Origin of the sequence: Bacillus sp. K2I17, from assembly GCF_002209985.1 — a bacterium.
Lineage (GTDB): Bacteria > Bacillota > Bacilli > Bacillales > Bacillaceae_G > Bacillus_A > Bacillus_A wiedmannii.
In genome coordinates this window covers 1-23902 of sequence record NZ_NJGF01000013.1, presented here as the reverse complement: position 1 = coordinate 23902, position 23902 = coordinate 1, and the positions used below count along the sequence as shown (strand labels likewise).

Below are 23902 nucleotides of genomic sequence, written 5' to 3'. Positions count from 1 at the left end.
ATTGAAAATAATTATCATAATCAACTATAATAGAAGAATACTAGTATTCGTATTACAAAGAGGGAGTGGGATTATATGTTTATCGAAACGAAAACATTTACAGTAAAAGAAGGTACATCAAATATAGTTGTAGAACGTTTCACTGGAGAAGGTATTATTGAAAAATTTGAAGGCTTCATCGACTTAAGCGTTCTTGTGAAAAAAGTAAGACGCGGCGACGAAGAAGTTGTCGTTATGATTCGCTGGGAATCTGAAGAAGCATGGAAAAACTGGGAAACAAGTGAAGAACATCTAGCAGGACATAGAGCGAGTCGTGGTAAACCAAAACCAGATCATATCATTAAAGTGGATCACGCAGTTTATTATGTAAAATCATCGAAAGCGGCTTATCAGCAGTCGTAAAATATAATTAAAGGTAGAGGATATTTGTTTATTAATAAACAAATATCCTCTTTTTTTGACTTATAGTAAAATATGGATGTGATATATGTTTTATTGTTTCGTTATAAATGGAGGTAAATGAAGTGAAAAAAATGTTTGGAGGTTACAAATGTTAGAAGCACAAATATCTGTTAAACATGAACAACATAAAAAATTAGTGCAAACCATAGTAGCTGAAATCTTATCTATAAATAAGATAACTGGATGTATGCTTATCGGATCTGTCGCAAGAGGTGATGCATATCCTGATTCGGATTTAGACTTCTATGTTCTTTTAGAAGACGGACAAAATAAGAAATTTCATTCTGAAACGAGAGAAGAAATTTTAGTTGAATATAAGTATGCAGACGTTAATCAAATACTAGAAAACTTCAAAAACAATCCGATGGAATTATACTCATTTTTAGAAGGGAAAATTTTATTTGATAAAAGCGGCGAGTTGAAAAAGTTAAAGGAAATAGCTACATATGAATTTGAAAACTATCGTGTTTCTAGTGACAAAGTGAAAGGCATTTCTCATTGGTTGCATAGTTCGCTCATTAAAATTCAGTCTGCTTTAAAAGCAAATGATGAGTTAAAAGCTTCATACATTGTTCATACGTCAACTTGGACATTGTTAGAAGGGATATGGGCTATTAATAACAAGCCTACACCGCCAGCGGGATCTGTTTTAAGGTATATACAAGTGTTGCCTAATAAACCAATTCATTTGGAGGCATTACTTCATAAACTATTTGTAGGGGATACAATAGAACGTACCTCTTCAGCAATTTTCTTGATTGAGTGGATTTTACACAATTTGAAAAGTAAATAATTTGACCATTTTATATAGGTAAATTAAAATTTCATGTCGAATGATTCATGTAATTGCATGCATTAAAAAAGCGTTCTAAGCTATAGAGAAAAGTATTAGACTATAAAGCATAGTCTTAGACGGAACGCTTGAATATCTTGCTTTACATATTTAGGTGTTATGGATATGAGTCTATATAACTTCTGTTTAATAGGAGATGAGTAAATGAAGTTAAATCATTTGAATCTATGTGTTGATGATTTATCAGAAGCGAGACATTTCTTTGAAACATTTTTTGATTTTCAATTTTTGGAGCAAAAGGGGAAGGCACTAGTAGTGATGAGTGATGAGAGTGGATTTATACTTGTGCTAAGCGATCCAAAAGCATTTAAGGGAAATAAGGAAGTTATGTACCCTGAAGCTTTTCATATTGGTTTTTTAGTGGATACTTCAAGTGAAGTTGATCAAACATATAATCGTTTAGTAGCTGGTGGCATTGAAATAGACAAGGAACCGTATGCAATGAGAGGTAGTAGTTACGGTTTTTATTTTTCAATGTTTAATGGATTGTTAATTGAAGTGTCCTGCCTTGACTATAAAGATGGTAAGAAAATTTAATAATAAATTTACAATAGTAATTGCATGAAGATGTAACTATACCCCTTATCCAGTTTGGAAAGGGGCTTAATTATTTTAAGGGACATAAAAGTAAAAATAAACGAATTTTAGTCAGGAAAAGGGTTTGTGAGACAGCCTTTTTATTAATCTATCTGAATCTCAAATTCAATCACAGCTTGATCTTTCCTAAACGGTATATTAAGTTCTTTAAATCGTAATCTAATTCCAGACGAATTATCAGGAAGGGCAGGAGATACAACGAAATGATGACTCAAATGTCCATCAGTACCGCCACCACCTTCAGGCCAGCAGTCATATGTATCATCTATTGATAATTGGAAGAAACTATGAGGCTTATTTTCATTAAAAACTTTATCAGTGGAATCCCAATCGCTATATAAATAAACTACACTAGCATTTGCATATTGCCGAATAAAAGTTACGGTATACATGATACCATCATGTTCATAAGATTTAAAAACAGGTAAATGTTTTTTGAATGTAGTTGGTTCGACGCGAGGTTTAAATTCACCTTCGTCCATCATGGAAGAGAATAGTGAATTTAAATAGTCTGGATAGAATCCGTATTGCTTTGCCCATTTATAAATGGCTTCATCATGTGGAAAACCTGGATCACCATCTGAAAGTTCTTTTCGTTCTTTTAATAGGGCACAAATTTTTTCATCGATAGTATATAACCTTTCATCGTAATAATCAGTAGGCCGTTCAAAACCCATTCGTTTCATAATCATTCCTCCTTTTCTTTATTTTAACAAAAAAGAAAGTGCGATACATTTTTAAATGTAAATTTAAACTCATTCATAAATCAAATATTGTAGACTTAAAATGAAGTTTGATAACAAGGTCTATTTAGCAGAGGAATTGCTTATGCATAAAATAATAATAATGTATGAATCAAGCAGGTTTCCCATATGGTAAAGTACGAAACTATTATAAGTAGTACAGTGAAATCAATAGGAGGTTACCGCTATGACAGCTGTTTTTAAAGATATGGCGTTCCAGTTAAAAACGGAACGACTCGATCTGAATATGTGGGAGGAATCTGATGCAGTCTGGCTGAGACAATTAATTGGTGAACGTGGTGTGGACATGCCAACCATTGAATCTGTTCGTAGCTCTCTTATCGAAATGCGCAAGAAAGCAACTGAAAATGGTATTTCTCTTCTTACTATACGTAGGCGAGAAGAAGGGGATTTCATCGGATACTGTGGTTTAATCATCGGTCGTTCCACGCTTGAAGAGCCAGAGATTGCATATGAGTTGTTCCAAAGTGCTCATCGAAAAGGTTATGCGACAGAGGCAGCATCAGCAGTGCTTGAGGCCGCGATCGCTACGGGGCGCCAAAGACTTTGGTCAACTGTAGGTGCTTGGAATACAGCGTCTTTCCGGGTATTAGAAAAGATAGGGTTTCATCGGCATCACAGTACGTGGGGGGAGCGCGGTGAGATTGTTTGGAACGTACGCGATCTGTAGAAATCTGACTAAATCCGGAACAAAAAAATGTAAAAGAAAACCTCTATGCTAGGTTACTTAGTAATCTAACATAGAGGTTTTTCTTTATAGTAAATATTAATTTTGTATATATTTAAGAGTAATAGTCTGTCGTTTATTTTAATTTTTTACATCGTCGAATAATTGGAGTGCCTCTTTCACATTCAATCTATTCTTCACAATGCCATGAATCGCTTGAATCATCGCAGCAGGATGTTCAGATTGCCATATGTTTCGCCCCATATCTACGCCGATTGCGCCTTCTTGCAGTGCATTGTACGTAATGTTTAATGCGTCTTCAATTGAATCGAGTTTTGGACCACCAGCGATTACAACTGGGGCAGGGCAAGTGCTGGTGATTTTTTCGAATCCTTCGCAGTAATACGTTTTAATAATGTCAGCACCCATTTCAACACATACGCGGGAAGCGAGTGCTAGAAAGCGTGCTTCACGTTTTTGTAATTCTTTCGCAACAGCGGTAATACCGAGTACTGGTAGACCGTAATCGTGAGCTTCTGAAACTACATTTGCGAGATTTGAAACAGTTTGTGTTTCATAGTCTGATCCGACGAAAACAGAAACACCGACGCCAATTGCGTTTTGTTTTACTGCTTCTTTTACTGGTGTAACAATTGTTTCATTCGCTAAATCTTTACCGACGACAGTAGCTCCACCTGAAACACGCATAACCATCGGTGTGCTGCAGTTTTCAGGAATACAGGAGCTAAGTACACCTCGAGTTAAAAAGAGGGAATCTGTGTAAGGAAGTAAGTTTTTAACTGTTTCAAGTGGCTGTTCTAGCCCGTGAATGGGTCCTAAAAAGTAGCCGTGATCTATCGCTAACATAACCGCTCTTCCATCAGGCAAAATTGTATTTAATCGATTTTTAAATCCCCAAGTCATTAGAAATCACTCCTTCGTTAATGTTGGATTTCCCGTTTGTACCGTATCTTTATTTGGTAAATGTGGTGACTTAATAAAAACTGCTTTAAAAGGTTTGTCAGAATGGTTAATAAGATAGTGAGATTCATGAGGGCGAACTTGCAATACATCGCCTTGTTTAATCGGAACTTTTTCGTTATTCACATAGAAATCAATTTCACCTTCTAATGCATAAAAGACTTCCTCGCACGTCGTATGGTAGTGATTTTGAAACTCTTGCCCAGGCTGAATGACAACAAGGCCAAGATCAATATTCGGACCTTGTATTAAATATTTCGGCCCATTATCACCGAAGCGATAGGAGAAGTCATTTTCATTCGCTTTTAACATACTTTTTCACTCCTTTATGTAATGTGTTACAGAGCACCAGGCGCAATCCACATATGTGAGGTGAGCCCTTTATCAGCTAAAGCGAGTTGACTGTTATACACAGTTTTCCATGTTTCATAGAATTCTTTATATAGTTCATGATTTTCAGTAACTGGTTCAAATATGTGCTCCCACTGTACAAACTGTTCAGCAGTTTCTTCCATAGCTGAATATATGCCAGCGCCAACTCCAGCAGCAATCGCAGTTCCTAAAGCAGCTGCTTCTTTCACAACAGGTACTTTTACAGGAATACCAAGGACGTCCGATAAAATTTGTGGCCATAGTTTTCCTTTAGCAGCACCGCCAGCAAAAATGACTTCAGAAGGGAATGTCCCTGTTAGATTTTCTATTAATTTTAAGTTGCCAAGTGTAACGAAGGCAGCATTTTCTTCAATAGCACGGAACAGTTCTTTTTTTCCGCATTTGTCTGCATCTAAACTTAAATTTAAAAAAGAAGGTGCGGCATGACGCCAAGAAATGTAGTTCATAACATTTGAAAAGGTAGGGATAATGCCATGTGAACCAACAGGTACGTCTTTCGCTTGTTCTTCTAATAATGTATAAGCATCTACACCGAGTTTGTCAGCAAGTTTCTTTTCCTCATGGCAAAAAGCGTCTCGAAACCAGCGCATAACAAGGCCTGGGAAAAAGGCAATCGTTTCATATTGCCAAAGGTTAGGTACGACGTGACAATTTACCCGAATGGAAGCATGTGGATCTGTTTTTGGTTCTGTAACATTGACTTCTTGTTGCCAAAAACTACCTCCGCATATTAACGTTTGATTAGGTTTCACGACTCCTGTTCCAAGTGAGGCCATTTGTGCATCTCCGCCCCCGGCGACGACAGGAATTCCTTCACATAATCCAGTTAATGCTGCACACTCTTTTGTGACGTTGCCAATTACTGTACCCGCTTCATTTACTGTTGTTGAAAATGGTAACGTTAAACCGCACTCGATAGCGACATCGTTATCCCATACTCTATTTTGCAGGTCAAAAATACCGGACGTACATCCATTTGATGGATCGATTTGCAGCACGCCGCTTAATTTATATAAAATCCAATCGTTTAACATCGTAAAAGAGTGAATAGCATTATAGACGTCTGGTTCATGTTTTTTAATCCAAAGTAGGCGGGGTAAAGCACCTAATGAAAAAGTTTGACCAGATCTTGTATATAATTCTTCTTCAAGATGTGACCGAATTTCTTTTAGTTCACTAACTTCGGCGGATGCGCGCCCATCAACATTTGCACAAGCCCAAATTTCTTGCCCATCTTTATCATATAAAACAAAACCTTCTCGCATACTAGTAGCGCTAATAGCTTGAATAGAAGAGGGCGAGACATTACTTCTTTGTAAAACTTCTTTCGTGCATTGTTGTACAAGTTGCCAGTTTTCTTTTACATCAAAATTCATAGAGCCTGGATAACAAGGATCCGTTTTATGAACCCATTCTTTTTGACTGACCGCAATTTGATTACCTAGTAAATCAAAAAGAACAGCTCGAATGCTTCCTGTACCAGCATCAAAAGCTAATAAATGAGACATTAACAATCACCATCCTTTCGTAATAAGGAGAGGGCCGTTTCCTCATCGGTAATTAATGTATGAATGAACTTTCCTTTTAAGGCACCATAAATTGCATCTATCTTTTCTATACCTCCAGCAACACCAACGACATGTTTCATTTTGCGCAGAATCGAGAGCGGCGTACCAATTAGTCGATTATGATGTGGGAGCTTTAATAAATCACCATTCGTATTATAAAACTGCCCTAAAATATCGCCAGCACCGTTTTGACTACGAATATATGTCATCTCACGTAGTGTTAATTTTTCTTCTTTTACAATAGTTGCGTCTTGGGATAGCCCGCCAATGCCAACAACTGCTGTATGAGCAAGTGAAGCGACATGAAGCATATCTTTTACACTCGGTTCTGATAGAATACTTTGTGCCATTTCGGTTGTAGATGCTAGAAACGGCGTAGGGATAATGTGAAAATCGCCTTGCATGTAGTGAAAATAGTTTTGTTTTCTCGGGAGATAGTGATTTACTCCGCCTGTTAGCGTTACAATTGAAAGATTAATAGAAGTTTCAAAATGAATGTTTTCTAGCATTTTGCTAATCGTTTCACCCCAGCCAATGCCGAGTAAATCGCCTTGTTGGAGCTGAGTTTCTAAATACTGTGCAGCAGCTTTTCCGAGAGAAGCGTGATAATTGTTTATTGGAGTAGGGATAATGAAAGCATCTTTTAAATGGAATTTTTTCATTAGGTCACGCTCAATACTTAAACAGTGTAAACCAGTCCCTTTTACGTGAAATGTAACGATACCTTCACTGCGCGCCTTATCTAATAATCGGACAACTTTATTTCTTGAAATGTGAAGAAGTGAAGCAATTTCCTGTTGTGTTAATTGGTCTTTATAATAGTACCAAGCTACTTTAGTTAATAAATTCTCTTCAAAGTTCAGCTGTGTCATACGCGTCATCCCTTTCAACAATTGACCACTGCTTAAACATATGTGCCATGTATTTTGTTTATTCCAGTTGAAACGATTAATTGTCTGATGAAAAAAGTGTTCTAGATATGAAAAAAGAAATATACAATGCTACAAAACAAGTAGAACAAATAATCATTTTCTCAAAAAATGTTCTGGATGAAGGCAGGTGACATCATGTGGAGAACGTACCTTTATTACATGTAAAGAAAATGAGTAAGGCGTTTTCAAATCAACATGTGTTAAAAGAGGTGAACTTACAAGTAGAGCGTGGCGATATATACGCTTTAGTTGGAGGAAATGGTGCTGGAAAATCAACATTAATGAAAATATTAACGGGGTTATATTCGTATGATAGTGGAGAAATGTATGTAAAAGGAATGAGGAAACAGTTTGTAAATCCGGAAAAAGCACACCGAGAAGGGATTTACTTAATACCACAAGAACCACTCATTTTTCCGCATATGACCATTGAAGAAAATATATGTATCGGACTAAAAGGGAAGAAAAAGGAATTAAAAGTAAAGATTCAGCAATTGATTGACAGTTTAAGATGGGATATTGACCTTAAAGAATTAGGAGGATCACTATCCATTGCGCAGCAACAGTTAGTAGAAATCGTTAGAGGATTAATACGGCAAGCCGAGATTCTTATTTTAGATGAGCCAACATCGACATTAACAACTCACGAAATAAAGAGTCTTTTTGTGCTGATGAAAAGTTTACAAGAAAAAGGAATTGGAATGATATATATTACGCATCGCTTTCCAGAAATCTTTGAAATTGCCAACAAAGTAGCGATATTACGTGATGGAATGATTGTAAGCCAAGGTGATGTATGTGACTATACATATGACATGCTAATGGAGGGGTTATTGCCGAAAGGGTATAAACAAGAAGAGAAAAGAGAAATAGTGCAAGAGACAAAAGAAACGAAAAAAATATTAGAAGTAATTGATATAACGAGTCACGCATTCGAAAATATATCATTTACTGTACATGCTGGAGAGATTGTAGGAATTGCTGGCATTGTTGGATCAGGCAGAACGGAATTAGCAGAAACCATATTTGGATTGAAGTCTATAAAATCAGGTTCTATTTTATTAGAAGGAAAATCAATTGATTCATGCTCTTTGCATAAAAGACTTAGCGAGGGATTAGTTTATGTGCCAGAGGATAGAGCAAGAAATGGTATTTTCTCAATTGCATCGGTTAAAGAAAATATGACTGCAGCAAGTTTACATCAGAATAGTCGATTTTTCATTAACCAAGAAAAAGAAAGCGCTTTATTGAAGGCGTATATAGAACAGTTTCGAATTGTTGTACGAAGCATGGATGAAGTTCTAGCATCTTTATCGGGAGGTAATCAGCAAAAAGTCGTGCTTGCAAAATATCTTGCGTGTAATCCAAAAATTATTATTCTTGATGAACCGACTCGCGGAATTGATGCGAAAGCAAGGATTGAAGTATATGAGACGATAGAAAAAATGAAAAGGGAAGGACTCGCAATATTATTAATCTCTTCCGATGTTGAAGAAATTGTTCAATTAGTAAATCGTGTATATGTAATGCGAAATGGACAATTTGTTTCTCATTTAGAGAAACAAAATATGACTGTAGATGAAGTTACACGTCTTGCATACGGAGGTGTAACGGAATGAAACGTATGTATAAAATGCACGAAACATCTATCATACTATTATTACTCATTTACATTGCCATTGTCGGAATGATAAATCCAAGTTTCGTTCAGCTTAACTCGTTATCTTTAATGATGAAATCAAGCGTTATTTTAGTTGTGCTAGCAATTGGCCAATCGTTCGTCTTATTTACGAAAAATATAGACGTATCAGTCGGTTCAATTATGGGATTAAGCGCAGCTGTTTGCGGGATGTTGTTAACGGATGGATATCATGCATTTTTGTCCATACTTGCTGCTATTTTACTTGGCGCTATTCTCGGTTTTATAAATGGGATTGGCGTTGCGAAGTTTCGGGTACCAGCTATTATTATGACATTAGGTATGTTAGGGATCATTAGAGGTGCGATGTTAATTTTCACAGGCGGAAAGTGGATTGAAGACATACCAAACAATTTTAAGCAACTGTCATCGATCGTCATATTTGGTTTGCCGATAATTGTATGGGTTGTTCTTATTATTTTACTACTACTATACTTCTTTTTAAGGAAAGTGCCATTCGGAAGATACTTCTATGCGGTAGGTGATAATGAAGATGGCGCGAGACTCATTGGTATACCAGTTAATAAAGTGAAGATATATGCGTTTATTATATCTGGCATAAGCGCTGCTCTCGCTGGTTGCATATTTGTCATGAATATCGGGTTCGTACCAAATCAAACAGGTACCGGGATAGAACTACAGGTTATCGCAGCTGCTGTACTAGGGGGAATTCATTTAAAAGGAGGAACGGGTTCTATAGTTGGAGCTGCATTAGGAGCAGTATTTTTAGAGGCGATTAGTAGTTCACTTGTCTTTTTAAAAATACCTGCGTTTTGGAATAATGCTATTTCAGGGTTTTTATTATTAGTAATCGTTATATTAGATAGTGTTATGAAAAAGTGGAAGGCGGAAAGGAGGATGAATCTATGAAGTATTTGTACAGATGGGAAGGTGTTCTAATTGTATTACTTTTTATAGAATTCATTCTCTTTAGTTTTATAAGTAGTGATTTCTTAAATATTAGTAATCTCCTTTTTAGTACAAATGATTTTCTATTTATAGCAATCGCAGCGATACCAATGACTTTCGTTATTGTAACAGGAGGAATTGACGTTTCTGTAGGATCTATTATGGGGTTAACTTCGATTATAATTGGTGTACTTTGGATGAATGGAATACCTATTTTGCTAGCGGTCATATTAGCTCTTTTAATCAGCTGTTTAGCAGGAGCTTTAAACGGATTCATTATAAAAATGACAGACGTAGAGCCACTTGTCGTTACACTCGGAACAATGTTTTTATACGGCGGAATTGCACTCGTCATTTCAGGAGGGGCAGGTGCTTCTGGATATGAAGGGATAGGTGGTTTGCCTGACGCATTTGTACAACTGGCAAACGGTAGTTTTATAGGGATACCGAATTTATTATGGTTATTGATTATATTAACGATTTTATGCACTGTATTGTTTCACCGTACTATTTATGGGCGCCACGTCAAATTAACTGGTGCAAACGAAAATGCAGCAAAATACACTGGGATCAAAACGAAAAAAGTAGTCATCATCGCTTACATACTTTCCGGGTTAGGAGGTGGATTAGGAGGCGCTTTCTTAACTGCATATTTCGGCTCCGCACGTGCTGATATGGGAAGTGAAACGATTTTACCAATCATTACAGCAGTCGTATTAGGCGGGACACTTATTACAGGGGGAAAAGGAAGTATTATCGGTACTGTACTGGCGAGTATTTTTATTGGGTTAATGCAGTATGGCTTGCAAATGACGGGTTTAACAAATGAACAATCTAACGTAGTTATTGGTATTATTCTTATTCTTTCAGTTATTATGAGACATTTCAAATTACATCAATTCACACCGTGGAAAAGAAAGAACTTGCATAAGGGGGAAATGTCATGAAGAGAAAACTGGGGATTGTATTCATTGTATGCATTTGTTTAATCGGTTTAATCGCTTGCTCTAGTCAAACGGCAGATAAGAAAAGGGCAGATGATGTGAAATTTGCATTCATTCCGAAATTAACTGGAGTTGGCTTCTTTACATCGGGCGGTGAAGGAGCAAAAGAGATGGGAGATAAGTTAGGCGTACATGTGAAATATGATGGACCGTCTGAAGCAAGCGTATCAGGGCAAGTGAAATATATAAACAACTTTATTAATCAAAACTATGATGCACTTATGGTCTCATCTACTTCAGTAGATGGTCTATCGCAATCATTGCAACGAGCTAAGAAAAAAGGAATGACTGTTTTAACGTGGGATTCTGATGTGAATCCGAAAGACCGATCATTTTATATAAGCCAAGGAACACCAGATCAACTTGCTAATTTATTAATTGAAATGACTTCCAAACAAATTGGAGATAAAGGAAAAGTAGCTTTCTTTTATTCTAGCCCAACAGTAACGGATCAAAACCAATGGGTAACGAAAGCGAAAGAAATTATTAAAAAGAAATATCCAAGCTGGGAAATTGTAACGGCGCAGTATGGTGAAAATAATGCGCAAAAATCTTTATCTGTAGGAGAGAACATTTTAAAAACATATCCAGATATTAATGCAGTCATTTGCCCGGATGCAACGGCACTACCAGCGATGGCACAAGCAGCTGAAAACTTAAAAATGGATAAAAAAGTAGTCGTAACTGGTTTTTCCACACCAAACGTTATGCGTGATTACGTAAAACGTGGAACAGTACAACAATTTGGATTATGGGATGTAAAACAACAAGGTGCACTCGCAACGTATGTAGCAAATGAAATAGTAGTAAAAGGGAAGAAGTTAAAAGTAGGGGATAGTTTCGAAGTAAAAGGAATCGGAAAAGTGAAAGTAGAGCCAAACTCCATCCAAGGTTATGATTATGAAGCAGAAGGAAATGGAATTATAGTATTACCAGAGCGGGTTGTATTTACGAAAGAGAATATTGATAAATATAATTTTTAGTAACAAAAAAACGTCCGAATAAATCGGACGTTTTTTAATAACTTCTTTAATTATGAACCGTTTCTTTTTCATTTAATCCAAGCGTACGACCTGTAGAAGTGTGAAGGTCTTGGAACAATCTTGGATTTTCAGTTAGTGAAATGCCATAAGAAGGAATCATTTCTTTTATTTTTTCTTCCCATTCTACCATGCGGCTCGGGAAACATTTTTCTAATACTTCAAGCATGACGTGAACGGCAGTAGAGGCACCTGGTGAAGCACCTAGTAATGCAGCGATTGAGCCGTCAGCTGCACTAACAACTTCAGTACCGAATTGAAGTGTACCTTTACCGCCAGCATCAGTATCTTTAATTACTTGTACACGTTGCCCAGCAACTACAATATCCCAATCTTCACTTTTCGCGTTCGGAATGAATTCGCGTAATTCTTCCATACGTTTTTCGTGAGATAACATAACTTGCTGAATTAAGTATTTTGTTAATCCCATTTCTTTTACACCAGCAGCTAACATCGTTAAGACGTTATTTGGTTTTACAGAACCAATTAAGTCAAGGTTTGAGCCAGTTTTTAAGAACTTAGGAGAGAACCCTGCGAACGGTCCAAATAGTAAAGCTTTTTTATTGTCTATATATCTCGTATCAAGGTGAGGTACAGACATTGGCGGAGCGCCAACTTTAGCTTTACCATATACTTTCGCATGATGTTGCTCGACAACTTTTTGGTTTTTACATACCATAAATAGTCCACTTACAGGGAATCCACCAATATGTTTTGATTCAGGGATACCAGTCTTTTGTAGCAGAGGTAGACTACCGCCACCGCCGCCGATAAAGACGAATTTTGCAGTGTGATGCTCAATTTTACCACTATTCATATCGTGTACTTTTACTTCCCACAAACCATTCTTTGTGCGTTTAATATTTTCGACACTATGTTTGTAGTTTAGCTCGACATTTTTCGTTTGTAAGTAATCAAACAACATACGTGTTAATGCACCGAAGTTAACATCTGTTCCAGAATCAATCTTCGTTGCAGCCATTGGTTCGTTAGGTGTACGTCCTTCCATAATGAGTGGAAGCCATTTTTTTAATGTTTCAGGAGCATCGGAAAATTCCATACCTTGAAACAGTGGATTTTTTGAAAGCGCTTCAAAACGGTTTTTTAGAAACTCAACATTTTTTTCACCTTGTACTAAACTCATATGAGGTAGAGGCATAATGAAATCTTGTGGATTACGAATTAATTTACTTTTTACAAGATATGCCCAAAATTGTCTTGAAAGCTGGAATTGCTCATTCACTTTTACAGCCTTACTAATATCTATAGATCCGTCAGATTTTTCGGAAGTATAGTTCAGTTCGCATAGCGCAGAATGCCCTGTACCTGCATTATTCCATTCATTAGAGCTTTCTTCCCCGGCACTTGCGAGTTTTTCAAAAACTTTAATTTCCCATTCAGGTGCTAATTCTTTTAGTAATGAGCCTAACGTTGCACTCATAATTCCTGCACCAATTAAGATAACGTCTGTTTTTTGCTGCATGTTGCTCATGATAATCTCTCCATCCCCTATATTGGCAAAAAAGAGTAGGTGTTTTCTATGTCTAAGCCGTAAAAGAGAAACACCGCCTAGGCCCCACCTAGGTATTTACCTTTTTTGTCTCAATTGTATAACCATCTCATACTCTATTATAATAATTAATAGACTAAAATATCTAGTGTTATCTGATAATTTTAAACTATTTAACGTTTTATTCGCCAAAAATCTTATTTAACAAGCTCTTTTAAGGTGATAAATAGAAAAAAATTACAGTTTGAAATTATCCCGAAAAAGCTTACGTATCGTAGAATGGGTAGAAAGGATACCTTTTTATGGAATTTTACCTCTGATAATAGTATGGTTATTCTGTAAAATGAAAAGGAGGGATACCAATGCGTACACAAGAACAAATCGCAAACTTATTTCGAAATTTTTCAATAAAGGAATGTAAAGGGTCAAGTGATTTATATGAATACTTATCAATAAAAATTGCTGAAGATGAGGAAGTACTTACACTATCTTCCTACGCTCAAGTAGGCCAACCAATTCCAAACTTATTATTAGGTGCTGTACATTATTTATTACTATCAGGGAAAGAACATCATTTAAAAATGTATTACAGTAGCTTAGTTGAAAATGCTAATACGGATTTAAATCAAGCTTTTGATTATTTTAAAGATTTCTGTAAAACGTATCGAGAAGAAATCATTACCTTATTACAAACGAAACTCGTTCAAACGAATGAAGTAAGGCGATGTGCGTACTTATACCCAAGTTTTTGTTACATATTTAATAAAGTGAAAAAACAATTAGCGTTAATTGAAATTGGGACAAGTTCTGGATTACAACTGTTCTGGGATCAATATAGCTATTCGTATGGAACAGATGTAACATACGGAAATATAAACTCGAATGTGCATGTAACTTCTGAAATAAGAGGAGAGAATGTGCCTCGTTTTCTAAAAGAAAGTCCATCTGTCGCAGAAAGAATAGGACTAGATTTACATGTAAATGATTTACATAGTAATGAAGATTATTTGTGGCTACGTGCACTCATTTGGCCAGAGCATAAAGAAAGACTTGAAATGTTTGACCAAGCAGCATCTTTAGTGAAAACTGAATCTGTTCAATTAATAGAAGGAGACGGTGTGGAGCTATTGCCATCTATCATCGAACAAATAAGTAAAGATGCTATAATCTGTATTTTCCATACACACGTCGCAAATCAAATACCTGAACAAGTAAAACGTAAGTTAGAAAAACAAATCCAAGAAATCGGTGCAAAACGTGATGTATTCCACCTATATAACAACATGTGGGACCGGGACCTTCATATTGATTATTATATTAACGGAAACGAATATCGTGAAACGGTTGGAGAAACCGAAGGGCATGGGAGATGGTTTAGCTGGAAAATTGGAGACCGAACTTTATGCTAAAGGAAACCTAACAATTATGGGTTTCGTCACCAATATTCGTAATAAAAACAGTTGACAGAAGGTAATCCGTCAACTGTTTTTTATTTTTATTAAACTTGCTTTATGTATCCAATTAAGTGTTAAACATGTCCCTGCTGCATGTTGCAAATAGCCCATGAAATAATCTTCTCTCAAAAGAAGCTAAAGAAAGTAGATTATAAAACTCTTGCTAGTGCCAAAAAAAGAAGCCACTGGTTAATGGGCTATATTACTAGTTTAATAATTTATAACTTCAAATGGAAAAACCAAGGGAAAGTAAATATTTAAAATGAATATATAATACATGCGAGAACGAGCGCAATTGGATAGGGGGCTTTCAAATGCATATGGACGAACGAATGAATTTGCAGGTAACTAGTCAGGCTCTTCAGGTAATGAATAACGGAATTGCTGTTATAAGTCATGATGGAATCATCACATATAGCAACAAACTATTCTGTAGCATGCTACAGAAAAAAGAAAATGAAATAATAGGTGAGCATATATCAACGATTATTCCTGATCGTAAAAAGTTAGTAGTGAATCAAAAGGATAGTTTGTACAGGTATGAATGTAGGAGTGGCAACCAAGTTTTAATTGTGAATGAATCCCATGTATATCGGAATGAGACAGAATACGGATCAATTGCCATTCTGGAAAGTAAGGGGAAAAGTATACAGTCTTTGGAAAGCATCATAAGTCGATATGAAAGTGCCCTAAATTTACTGTCTGAATGCATTCTAGGGGTAAATGAACAAGGAATTGTCAATTTTTTAAGTGGTTCTTATGCACAATTTTTAGGGATTGATGATCCGAAGGAAGCGATTGGTAAGCATTGTACGGAGGTTGTTGAGAATACGAGGATGCATATTATCGTAAAGACGGGACAGATGGAAATTGGGCATATCCAGCGTATAAGTAATCGGAATATAATCGCAACGCGCATACCTATCATCAAGGAAGGCAAGATTATTGGAGCAATTGGTAAAATTATGTTTCATGATATACAGCAGTTTAAAGCTTTGGGAGATCAAATTAGTGAAATGGAATCAAAGTTATCTTACTATCAAACTGAATTACAGCGGCTGCAAGAAAGGCGACTTTCCTTTCAAAGCATTATAGGAGAGAGTGCAAAAATGAAAGAAGTCAAAATGATGGCTTTAAAGGTTTCTAAAAGTCGGTCTACCGTTTTGATAAGAGGAGAAAGTGGTACAGGAAAAGAGCTCTTTGCACATGCGGTACATCGTGCAAGTCCGCGTGCTAGTGGCACATTTATTCGCTTGAATTGTGCTGCGATTCCGAGGGATCTTTTGGAGGCTGAATTGTTTGGATACGAAGAAGGGGCTTTTACAGGAGCAAAAAAAGGCGGTAAGCCTGGGAAGATTGAGTTAGCTCATAAGGGAACATTGTTTTTAGATGAAATTGGTGATATGTCATTGGACATGCAGGTGAAGTTGCTTCGTGTATTGCAAGAGAAAGAGATTGAAAGAATTGGAGGTACAAAAATTCAAAAGATTGATGTCCGTTTCATTGCGGCTACACATCGAAATCTCCGTGAAATGGTGCAAAGTGGGGAGTTCAGGGAGGATTTATATTATAGGCTGAATGTGTTTGAAATTGATATCCCTCCGTTGCGAGAGAGAAAAGAAGATATGATACATATAACGGAATTTTTAATTAAGAAATTGAATGGTGAGCTAGGTAGTAACGTTATTTCATTGGATGAGAGAGTAAGAGATTTATTTATGGAGCATGATTGGCCAGGGAATATTAGGGAGCTAGAGAATGTATTAGAACGAGCGATGAATGTTATAGAAGGAATGATTATTCAAGTGCATCATCTTCCTGCCTATTTACGAAAAAAAGATTTGGAAGAAGAGTTAATCCATGAAATATTTACGATGGGCCATGAGAACCATGAGATGAGTTATTTACTGAAGGCGGAAGTGGAATCCGCTGAAAAACGTGCGATTACGAGAGCTTTGGAAAAAACAGTTGGAAATGTAAAAGAGGCAGCCGAGCTTTTAGGAATTCATCGGGCCAGCTTATATCGAAAAATAGAGAAATACGAAATATCGTGAAGGAAAGTAAAGGGCAAATAGGCCCTTTTTTTGTTTGTAGTAATAAACACTGTCTCTTTTTTGCGACATTTTCTTATAGATGCGACATGGTTGCTAATGTTTGTAGCGCAAATGCGACATGTGAGGTTAGAAAAGTAAGGGAGATTACGAAGGAATAAGGGAATAGGTAATGAGTCGATTTTTGGCATGTTTCTTGCTATATAAATAAAAAAAGATTTTAGTAGGAAGGGGATGGAATTAAATGCTAGAAAATCATAGCTTACCGCATTTTATTATGCAAAGTATCGAAAAAACACCAAGTAAAGTATATTTACAATTTGAAGAACAAAGGGTTACATATGAGGAACTTTATCATCGAATTACAAGAGCTATAGCGGGGTTTTGTGAGCTCGGTATTCAAAAAGGAGACAAAGTTTGTATTATGCTTCATAACACTCCTGAATATCTGGATGTATGGTTTGCTTTATCTTTTATGGGAGCAATTGCGGTGCCTCTGAATGTGCATTTAAAAGGAGAAGGCTTGCAGTATATTATATCTCACTCTGATTGTAAGTTAATTATCGTTGATAAGGAATTTGTTCCTCAAATTGCCTCTTGTTTGTCATTTATACATAGGGACATTCAAATTGTTGCTTACGGAAAAAATGAAAGCGTAGTCATTGCAGGTGATGGCAAAGAGTGGTTAGTAATCGAATTGAAAGATGTACTAAATACAAATAATCATCACCTTCCAACTGCATTTGTTTCCTCCACTTCTATTAACAGTATCCTCTATACCTCTGGGACGACTGGTTTACCTAAAGGGGTTATGTTAAGTCATTCTGCTTATGTAAATTCTGCGCAGTCATTTGCCAACTATATGGTTGGCGCAAGTTCAAAAGATGTCTTATTTACAGCGCTTCCGTTATTTCATATAAACGCCCAGGCCCATACAGTACTTGGATCCATTTCTTCCAATGCTACGATTGCTCTAGGTAAGCGGTTTAGTGCTTCTAGATTTTGGTATGAAATTCGCAGTCATGGCGCAACCATTTTTAATTCTTTAGGATCTATGATTCCTATTCTCTGTAAGCAGCCGGAAAAGGAAGATGATAATGAAAATTTAGTAAGGGTGACAGCTTGTGCTGCTACGCCTAAGGAATTTTGGAAGCCGTTTGAGGAGAGGTTTGGCGTTCGGATTGTAGAAGGTTACGGATTAACGGAAACAACGGGTTTTTGTGTAACGAATCCATTGTATGCCAATAAGCCACCTTCTATAGGAAAACCATATTCTTACGTAGAGACGAAGATTGTTAATGAGGATGGAAATGAAGCACGGACTGGTGAAATTGGAGAGATTTTTATTCGTTCCTTACAGAGACAAGCATTCATGGAAGGTTATTATAAAATGTTTGATAAAACAGAGGAGGCAATGAAGGAGGGATGGTTCCATACAGGAGATCGAGGTTATCTAGATGAGGAGGGTTACTTATATTTTTGTGATCGAATTAAACAGTGTATCCGAAGACGTGGTGAAAATATCTCCTCTTGGGAAATCGAAAAAGTTGTGAATAATCACCCGAAAGTACTTGAATCGGCGGCCATCGGTGTCCCATCAGAAGTGGGAGAGGAGGATGTTAAATTATATGTGATTGTAAAGAAAGATGAAACGATGTCCCATGAAGAGATTATAGATTGGTGTCAAGAACGTATGGCTTATTTTATGGTACCTCGATATGTTCAGTTCAGTGAAACCTTCCCAAAAACAGCGACGGAACGGATCCAAAAGTTCAAGCTGAAGGAGGAAGGGATTGGTAGCGCTTGGGATCGCGAACAGGCCGGTTATGTAATTAAAAGAACGAGTTGATGTGCTGATTTTACTTTATTACATATTAGAAAGAAGGGATTGAATTGGAAAATAAGCGGGTTGTTACATGGTCCAAAGAAAATGGAGTCGCAACGATTATCATTGATAATCCTCCTGTGAATGTACTGAGCAGTGTTGTGATAGATCAACTGACGGTAGTAGTCGGTGAAATAGAACAGGATGATGAAGTAATTGTTGTACTTCTAACTGGAGCTGGAGAAAAGGCTTTCGTTGCAGGAGGAGACATTAAGTCGTTTCCGGAATGGATTGGAAAAGGGAGTGAATATGCAGAGGGAAAATCAATGTGGCTTCAGAATCCGTTAAATAAAATAGAAAGATTGCCCAAGCCTGTAATTGCTGCTATTAACGGATTAGCGCTTGGGGGCGGGTGTGAATTAGCTTTATCATGTGATTTACGGATTATAGAAGAACACGCCCAAATCGGGCTTCCAGAAGTGAAGTTAGGTTTGTTTCCAGGTGCAGGAGGAACGCAACGTTTACCGCGATTAATTGGAACTGCAAGTGCGAAAGAAATGATGTTTACTGGTGAACCACTCACTGCCGAAGTAGCTTGGCGAGTTGGTTTGGTGAATCATGTTGTTCCGCGTGGCGAATCGCTGAATAAGGCGAAGGAACTAGCTGTGAAGATGGCTCGGTTTTCTCTTCCTGCTTTATCCTTGATGAAGCAATCTATCAATAAGGGATTATCTGCTTCTCTTGAGGAAGGATTAAAAATAGAAGCTGAGAATTTCGGACATGTGTTTCAAACAAGTGATGTAAGAGAGGGAGTGGAGGCCTTTATAGAAAAGAGGGCACCAATCTTTCATCATAAATAAAAAGCTATAACTATAATATGCAAAAAAGTAATGCCTGCCTCCGGCAGGCATTACCAAAATATATACAAACAGAAAAGGATACAAAGTTAAAAAATCCATATTATTGAGGGGGATTGGGGTTATGGATTTATTGATTGTATTGTTAGTGCTTGGCTTGCTTATTTTTGTTGCTTACCGAGGATTCTCAGTCATTTTATTCGCTCCGTTATGTGCGTTGCTCGCTGTGTTTTTAACAGAACCGGCAAATGTTTTACCATTCTTTTCTAATGTTTTTATGGCGAAGATGGTCGGATTTATAAAATTATATTTTCCTGTCTTTTTGCTTGGAGCGATATTTGGTAAAGTGGTAGAAATCACTGGAATAGCAGAAAAAATCGCGAAAATTATTATCCGCTTTATAGGCGTGAAAAGAGCAATTCTTTCCATCGTATTAATGGGAGCGATTCTTACATACAGTGGTGTCAGTTTATTTGTCGCAGTATTTGCGATTTATCCATTTGCAGCGCAATTATTTCGTGAGGCGGATATTCCGAAACGTCTCATTCCTGCAACAATCGCATTCAGCGCATTTACGTTTTCGATGGATTCACTTCCTGGATCGCCTCAAATTCAAAATGTTATTCCAACTACGTTCTTTAAAACAGATATTTATGCCGCTCCTACATTAGGAATTATAGGAGCACTGTTTATCTTCATATGTGGTATGTTGTATTTGGAAAGATGTAGGAAGAAGGCTGCTGCTAAGGGGGAGGGGTACTTCGGAAAAGGCGATGCTACTTCTGAGATGGCTGCTACAACTAGCGCGCAATTGGTGCAAAATCCGATTGCTTCGGGCGATGTAATTCCAATTAGTTACTGGATAGCATTTCTTCCGCTTGTACTGGTTGGAGTGATGAATAAAGTCTTTCCAGCATTCATTCCTGTTTGGTATACAAAGGGATTTGATTTTGCATCCATAGGTTTGAAGGAGTACGGAACAATTGATATGGGACAAGTTGTGGGGATTTGGTCAGTGGAAATGGCACTTCTTATCGGAATATTATCTGCTATATTATTAAACTTCCAAGCGGTAAAAGATCATTTTCAATCAATTACAAGCGTTGGTGTGAGTGGTTCAATCTTAGCAGCTATGAACACTGCAGCCGAGTATGGATTTGGTGCCGTTATAGCAGCTTTACCTGGATTTGTCATGATTCAAAACTATTTAACGGGGACTTTCTCAAATCCATTAATTAGCGGAGCGGTCATGACGAATATATTATGCGGGCTGACGGGATCAGGCTCGGGTGGAATGAGTATTACATTAGGTTTAATGGCTGAAAAATATATTGAAGCGGCAGCGAACTTTGATATTCCGTTAGATGTGCTGCATCGTGTAATTGCAATGGCGGCAGGAGGGATGGATACTTTACCTCATAACGGAGCAGTTATAACTTTACTTGCGGTTACAGGATTAACGCACCGGGAAGCTTATAAAGAGATATTTGGTATTACGATAATTAAGACCCTTGCCGTATTCTTCGTTGTTGGAGTGTATATGATGTTTTCTATTGTATAATAGGTAACTTGATCGTCAGTTAAAAAGAATGTATCTATCAATTAATTATGAATAATAGTAATCAGAAAAAGCCGTCATTCCATGAAATGATGGCTAAGAGAAAAAGGCAATACTACTAGTAGTATTGCCTTTTATTTAGTTAAATATATATACTCAAAACCTCCCTAGGCAATCCATCAATCTCACAAACTTTTTCAGAGGTAAAACCGACGTTTATTAAAATTTTGCGAGAGGGGATATTATTTGGATCAATAATTGCTTTTAGTACCTTTATATCTGTCTGCTTCGCTATATTCATTAGTTCCTTTGCAATCCTACTACTATACCTTTTTCCCCAGTGCTCTGGCAAAAGCATATAACCAATTTCAGCCTCTTTAACATTATCCTCGTTTACCGTAACATGTCCAAGATTGATATACTCATTTGTAATAGAATCATATACTTTACAAGAGCCGAATAGTTGATGATTTTCATTGCGCTTTACCAGCCTTGTAAAGTCATTTTTCGCTTCATCTAACGGAATAGCGCGTTCGGTAATTTGCGCCATTACTTCTTTATTGAATACGAGTTGGAAATATAAATTAAAATCTGTTTCTTCAAATTTAGCTTTTGTATAATATTCCTCCAAACTAATTTTCATTTGTTCTTCAGAAAAAAGATAAATTAAATCGTAATTTCAATTTGATTACCTTCAGGATCGCTTATCACACTTTCGTAATAGCCATCTCCAGTGAAACGTGGTCCATTTAATAAAGGATAACCATCATTTTTTAATGTTGTAGTTAATTCATTTACACGTTCTTCACTACCGACAGAGAAAGCCATATGAGCATAGCCAGTTATGTTGGGGTTCGGCTCTTTTTCTATACCTTTTTTACGCATAATTTCAAGTCTTGCACCAGATTCGAACGTAATAAAATAAGATTCAAATTGTTTTGCTTTATTATGATATAAAGAGTTCGCTTTACCATTAAAGTACTTTGTATAAAAAGAACGCATTAATTCTAAATCATTTACCCATATTGCAATATGTTCTATTTTCATAGTTTTCACCAATCCTTACTTAACTAATTTGGCTTTCACTTTATAAAAATTGTTTTTGCATTGCAAGAATTTTGATTGGGTGTTAAAGGTGTTATTAATTTTTGGTTATTTGTGAGCATACAATATGTAATTAAGTAAAGGAGAAGCATAGTAATTAAAGAAAAAGGTGAATGAAGCATATGAATCCATTTGAGCAAATGATGTACGTTGGTGTCATTATGTCTATTGTACTATCTGTAATGATTTTAGGATCTTTATATTATAATCCTCGTCTTTCGTTAACTGAATATCCGAAAGATATTCAAAAGGTAGTTTTTCCAAAATCGATTCATGAAAAAAAGCAAACAATCTACTTTAATATTGCATATAATGCTATTCTTTTCGGTACGCCTGTCGTTTCTACATATATACTACATAAACATGAAAAATTATTATATGTTGATGCCTATTTACATACTTTTGGTATTTTAATGATTTTCAATTTAGTAGATTTGTTTATAATTGATTGGCTAATCTTTTGCTGGATTACCCCAAGATTTGTTGTTATTCCTAGTACAGAAGGCATGAAGGAATATAAAGATTATAAGTTTCATTTAAGAGGGGCTATAGTCGGCACAAAATTTTTAGCAATCGTAAGTTTGTTTTTGGCAGGAATTGTGACAACTATTTAGTATGAAGAGTTTATAGAAGATAGTGAGATTTATCCCGCGTTAACGGACAGTAAAACTCCCACCTCAAAATTCAGTTGGAGCAAAGAAGTTAGGTGGGAGATCAACTGTCCGTAAACGTCCGATTGGTTCAACTAATAATCATTGGGGGATGAACAAAACCCCCAATGATTAAAGTTTCACTTTATAATATATAGAATTAAAAATGAGAATTTGATAGTATTGGAGTAAGGAGTTTTAATAGCAGTATATTAAGTCGTATTAATATACTGTTACAAATGCTTTCCTAATTTTATGGAAGTATTTGATAGAATTCAAAAAAATAATGGAGGCTAATATGAAAAAAATAATTGGCGCAGCAACAGCAACTGTTTTTGGATTGGGAGCATTTACTACAACTGCTACCGCAGAAACAATCGTAACAGCAGATGTACTCAACGTACGTGAAAAACCGACTACTGAATCAAAAGTTGTCAAAAAAGTAAAAGAAGGAGAAAAGTTAAAGGTTATACATACGGAAGAAGGATGGTCCAAAATTGATTTAAATGGTAAAGAAGTGTTTGTAAGTGCGGAGTTTACAAAAGATGTGTATTATGTAACAGCGAATTTGTTAAATGTCCGTTCTGATGCAAGTACAGAATCAGAAATACTTGGCAGACTAAAAACAAATGATGTAATTGAATCAACGCATCAAGTAAAAGACGGTTGGTTACAATTTGAGTATAAAGGAAAAACAGCTTATGTTAATGTTTCTTTCCTATCAAGTACAGCACCAGTTGAAAAAACAGCTAAAGAGAAAACGAAGCAAGTAGCGAAAGTATACAAAACAGCTAAAGCTAAGGATGAAGTTAAAGCACAAAAGATAGCAAAGCCTAAGGAAGAAGCGAAAGTACAAAAAGTAACAAAGCCTAAGGAAGAAGTGAAAGTACAAGAAGTAGTAAAGCCTAAGGAAGAAGTGAAAATACAAGAAGTAGTAAAGCCTAAGGAAGAAGTGAAGGTACAAGAAGTAGTAAAGCCAAAAGAAGAAGTGAAAGTACAAGAAGTAGTAAAGCCAAAAGAAGAA

At 36.4% G+C, this 23902-nt stretch carries 23 protein-coding genes; 15 read left to right on the top strand and 8 right to left on the bottom strand.

Translation table 11 applies throughout. The features are described 5' to 3' along the window. Positions 1-75 precede the first annotated feature (75 nt). The 3 genes from hmoA to CER22_RS16325 all read left to right on the top strand — a co-directional run bounded on the left by hmoA (position 76) and on the right by CER22_RS16325 (position 1852). Complete coding sequence (hmoA, locus tag CER22_RS16335; RefSeq protein WP_088609164.1) at positions 76-402, top strand: heme-degrading monooxygenase HmoA; 327 nt, start codon at positions 76-78, stop codon at positions 400-402. A 148-nt stretch (positions 403-550) separates the two neighbouring features. Beyond that, complete coding sequence (locus CER22_RS16330) at positions 551-1255, top strand: nucleotidyltransferase domain-containing protein (RefSeq protein WP_088609163.1); 705 nt, start codon at positions 551-553, stop codon at positions 1253-1255. Positions 1256-1459: 204 nt separating this feature from the next. Further along, positions 1460-1852 (top strand): VOC family protein, encoded by a 393-nt coding sequence (locus tag CER22_RS16325; RefSeq protein ID WP_046959774.1) that lies wholly within the window; start codon positions 1460-1462, stop codon positions 1850-1852. A gap of 143 nt (positions 1853-1995) precedes the next feature. Here CER22_RS16325 and CER22_RS16320 read toward each other — a convergent pair whose 3' ends face one another. Next, positions 1996-2598, bottom strand: a complete 603-nt coding sequence (locus tag CER22_RS16320; protein ID WP_141542741.1) for a chorismate mutase — start codon at positions 2596-2598, stop codon at positions 1996-1998. A gap of 244 nt (positions 2599-2842) precedes the next feature. Between CER22_RS16320 and CER22_RS16315 the strand changes: the two genes are divergently transcribed. Then, complete coding sequence (locus CER22_RS16315) at positions 2843-3346, top strand: GNAT family N-acetyltransferase (RefSeq protein ID WP_088063795.1); 504 nt, start codon at positions 2843-2845, stop codon at positions 3344-3346. Positions 3347-3484: 138 nt separating this feature from the next. On the opposite strand, the gene lsrF is transcribed toward CER22_RS16315, so the two are convergent. From lsrF to CER22_RS16295, 4 genes are read right to left on the bottom strand one after another with little or no spacing between them, the layout of a single operon-like run. After that, complete coding sequence (gene lsrF / locus CER22_RS16310) at positions 3485-4267, bottom strand: 3-hydroxy-5-phosphonooxypentane-2,4-dione thiolase (RefSeq protein ID WP_088063794.1); 783 nt, start codon at positions 4265-4267, stop codon at positions 3485-3487. 6 nt (positions 4268-4273) lie between these two features. Continuing rightward, a complete protein-coding gene (locus CER22_RS16305) occupies positions 4274-4636 on the bottom strand; it encodes a cupin domain-containing protein (protein ID WP_088609161.1) in 363 nt (120 codons plus the stop codon). A gap of 26 nt (positions 4637-4662) precedes the next feature. Next, a complete protein-coding gene (gene lsrK / locus CER22_RS16300) occupies positions 4663-6225 on the bottom strand; it encodes an autoinducer-2 kinase (protein ID WP_142293493.1) in 1563 nt (520 codons plus the stop codon). Then, positions 6225-7157: a sugar-binding transcriptional regulator gene (locus CER22_RS16295; protein ID WP_087984656.1), complete on the bottom strand. Its 933-nt coding sequence runs from the start codon at positions 7155-7157 to the stop codon at positions 6225-6227. Before CER22_RS16295 ends, lsrK begins: the two co-directional genes overlap by 1 nt. A 197-nt stretch (positions 7158-7354) precedes the next feature. Between CER22_RS16295 and CER22_RS16290 the strand changes: the two genes are divergently transcribed. Genes CER22_RS16290 through lsrB form a run of 4 tightly spaced genes read left to right on the top strand, consistent with a single transcriptional unit; the run spans position 7355 to position 11812 of the window. Continuing rightward, complete coding sequence (locus tag CER22_RS16290) at positions 7355-8836, top strand: sugar ABC transporter ATP-binding protein (protein ID WP_097890221.1); 1482 nt, start codon at positions 7355-7357, stop codon at positions 8834-8836. Beyond that, positions 8833-9786, top strand: a complete 954-nt coding sequence (locus CER22_RS16285) for an ABC transporter permease subunit (RefSeq protein ID WP_060487174.1) — start codon at positions 8833-8835, stop codon at positions 9784-9786. Before CER22_RS16290 ends, CER22_RS16285 begins: the two co-directional genes overlap by 4 nt. Further along, positions 9783-10772 carry an ABC transporter permease subunit gene (locus CER22_RS16280; RefSeq protein WP_142287500.1) on the top strand — a complete coding sequence of 330 codons (990 nt, stop codon included), beginning with the start codon at positions 9783-9785 and terminating at the stop codon, positions 10770-10772. The genes CER22_RS16285 and CER22_RS16280 overlap by 4 nt, the downstream gene beginning before the upstream one ends. Continuing rightward, positions 10769-11812, top strand: a complete 1044-nt coding sequence (gene lsrB, locus CER22_RS16275; protein WP_088609158.1) for an autoinducer 2 ABC transporter substrate-binding protein LsrB — start codon at positions 10769-10771, stop codon at positions 11810-11812. Before CER22_RS16280 ends, lsrB begins: the two co-directional genes overlap by 4 nt. Before the next feature lie 46 nt (positions 11813-11858). Here the strand turns inward: lsrB and CER22_RS16270 are convergent, their stop codons facing one another. Then, positions 11859-13361: a malate:quinone oxidoreductase gene (locus tag CER22_RS16270; protein WP_000069156.1), complete on the bottom strand. Its 1503-nt coding sequence runs from the start codon at positions 13359-13361 to the stop codon at positions 11859-11861. A gap of 380 nt (positions 13362-13741) precedes the next feature. Between CER22_RS16270 and CER22_RS16265 the strand changes: the two genes are divergently transcribed. From CER22_RS16265 to CER22_RS16245, 5 genes are all read left to right on the top strand, one after another. Then, positions 13742-14788 (top strand): DUF2332 domain-containing protein, encoded by a 1047-nt coding sequence (locus CER22_RS16265; protein ID WP_088609157.1) that lies wholly within the window; start codon positions 13742-13744, stop codon positions 14786-14788. A gap of 359 nt (positions 14789-15147) precedes the next feature. Further along, positions 15148-16887: a sigma 54-interacting transcriptional regulator gene (locus CER22_RS16260; protein ID WP_088609156.1), complete on the top strand. Its 1740-nt coding sequence runs from the start codon at positions 15148-15150 to the stop codon at positions 16885-16887. Between the two features lie 241 nt (positions 16888-17128). After that, on the top strand, positions 17129-18733 hold the full coding sequence (locus CER22_RS16255; protein ID WP_088063788.1) for an ATP-dependent acyl-CoA ligase: 1605 nt from the start codon (positions 17129-17131) through the stop codon (positions 18731-18733). A gap of 44 nt (positions 18734-18777) precedes the next feature. Next, positions 18778-19569 (top strand): enoyl-CoA hydratase, encoded by a 792-nt coding sequence (locus tag CER22_RS16250; RefSeq protein ID WP_088063787.1) that lies wholly within the window; start codon positions 18778-18780, stop codon positions 19567-19569. A 121-nt stretch (positions 19570-19690) separates the two neighbouring features. Continuing rightward, positions 19691-21127 carry a GntP family permease gene (locus CER22_RS16245; RefSeq protein WP_088609155.1) on the top strand — a complete coding sequence of 479 codons (1437 nt, stop codon included), beginning with the start codon at positions 19691-19693 and terminating at the stop codon, positions 21125-21127. A gap of 139 nt (positions 21128-21266) precedes the next feature. On the opposite strand, the gene CER22_RS16240 is transcribed toward CER22_RS16245, so the two are convergent. Beyond that, the gene (locus CER22_RS16240; protein WP_373452622.1) at positions 21267-21767 is read right to left on the bottom strand and encodes a GNAT family N-acetyltransferase; all 501 of its coding nucleotides are present in this window, start codon (positions 21765-21767) and stop codon (positions 21267-21269) included. A 23-nt stretch (positions 21768-21790) separates the two neighbouring features. Next, positions 21791-22171, bottom strand: coding sequence for a VOC family protein (locus tag CER22_RS16235; protein ID WP_060487169.1), 381 nt, complete (start codon positions 22169-22171; stop codon positions 21791-21793). A 179-nt stretch (positions 22172-22350) separates the two neighbouring features. Between CER22_RS16235 and CER22_RS16230 the strand changes: the two genes are divergently transcribed. Together CER22_RS16230 and CER22_RS16225 are read left to right on the top strand one after the other, a co-directional pair. Continuing rightward, a complete protein-coding gene (locus tag CER22_RS16230; RefSeq protein WP_142293492.1) occupies positions 22351-22842 on the top strand; it encodes a nitroreductase in 492 nt (163 codons plus the stop codon). A gap of 334 nt (positions 22843-23176) precedes the next feature. Beyond that, a partial coding sequence (locus CER22_RS16225) for an SH3 domain-containing protein (protein WP_179211921.1) occupies positions 23177-23902 on the top strand: 726 nt, incomplete at its 3' end.